Raw genomic sequence first — 1,328 nt, forward strand, 5'->3', positions numbered from 1 at the left:
CTAGGGCCTGTCTCTTGGATCCGTCCGTGAGATCGTCGTGCTCGTGATCGAGTCTTGGGTGATCAATGACGACAGCCCTGTCCCTGTGCCGTCGGCGGGGGTGGTGGAGGCTCTTCGGTCGCGGATCGACAGCGGGCAGCTTGAGACGTGGCTGACCAGTTCGTCTGGACGGTTGCTGGCCTTCGTGACGAATACCGAGCGCGCGATGGTGGTGCTGCTCGAAGGCGAGGGTGGTCCCGGCGAGCATGCCGTGGATCCCGGAACTGCGGGGTCGAGCGACGGGTTCATCCTCTCCAACGGACAGGGCGACGAGTATCCGGATGAGGACACCGTCCCCATCTGTGAGGCATTCAGGCTCGTGGGGCACATCGTTGGCACGGGCTCTTGGCCTGCGGACGCACGTTGGGTGGTCGATCGCTGAGCGGGCTATCGCCGTGCCCAGATGAGGATCGCGGCGAGGTGGAGCGCGGCCTGGTAGGCGATGGCGAGCTTGTCGGTCCGCATGGCCAGGCCGCGCCACTGCTTGAGCCGGTTGATGCAGCGTTCGACTGAGTTGCGCTGCTTGTATGCCTCGGAGTCGAAGGCGGGCGGTCGACCTCCGGCACTGCCTCGCCGCAGCCGGTGGCCGATCTGGTCGGAGGGCTGGGGGATGACAGCGTGGATTCCGCGTTGGCGGAGGTGACTTCGGATCGCGCGGGATGAATACGCGCGGTCCGCGAGGACGGCATCGGGTCGGGTTCTCGGTCGTCCGGGTCCGCTTCGCGGAACGCGGATGGCGGCCATGACGGTCTCGAAGGCCGGGGCGTCGCCCGCCTGGCCTGCGGTGACGCGGAGGGCCAGGGGCCTTGCACGGGCGTCACTGGCGAGGTGGACTTTCGTGCTCAGGCCGCCTCGGGAGCGTCCGAGTGCGTGGTCGTCGGGTTCGGCCCGGTCTGGAGCCCCTTTTTCCTGGCTCCGGCGGAATGCTGGTGGGCCCGGCAGACGGTGGAGTCCACCGACACGGTCCAGCCGATGTCGTCAGCATCGTCGGCCGCTGCCAGCAGCGCGGCAAGGATGCGTTCCCAGGTGCCGTCCACAGCCCACCTGATCAGGCGTTTGTGGGCGGTCTGGAACGAGCCGAACTCGTCGGGCAGGTCCCGCCAGGGCGAGCAGGTGCGGTACTTCCACGCGATGGCCTCCAAGGTGCGGCGGTGATCGGCCCACCGCCGGCCGCGGACCGGATCGGCCGGCATCAACGGCTCGATCCGGTCCCACATCGCATCAGTGATTACTAACCGGACGGACACATCCGATCAACCGACCAGCCGATCAAAGAGACACGCTCTAGG

Annotated in this window: 2 protein-coding genes; one reads left to right on the forward strand and one right to left on the reverse strand. The window is 67.5% G+C overall.

Annotated elements, in window-relative coordinates; all coding sequences use genetic code 11:
• Positions 1-37: 37 nt before the first annotated feature.
• Positions 38-421, forward strand: coding sequence for a hypothetical protein (locus tag ACFW1I_RS38365; RefSeq protein WP_384678813.1), 384 nt, complete (start codon positions 38-40; stop codon positions 419-421).
• Positions 422-426: 5 nt separating this feature from the next.
• Here ACFW1I_RS38365 and ACFW1I_RS38370 read toward each other — a convergent pair.
• A protein-coding gene (locus ACFW1I_RS38370) for an IS5 family transposase (protein WP_384678815.1) occupies positions 427-1,256 on the reverse strand; the annotation gives its coding sequence in 2 pieces (ribosomal slippage) (positions 427-944 and positions 944-1,256; 831 coding nt in all).
• Between the last annotated feature and the right edge of the window lie 72 nt (positions 1,257-1,328).

It is taken from the genome of Streptomyces sp. NPDC058955 (assembly GCF_042741435.1).
Lineage (GTDB): Bacteria > Actinomycetota > Actinomycetes > Streptomycetales > Streptomycetaceae > Streptomyces.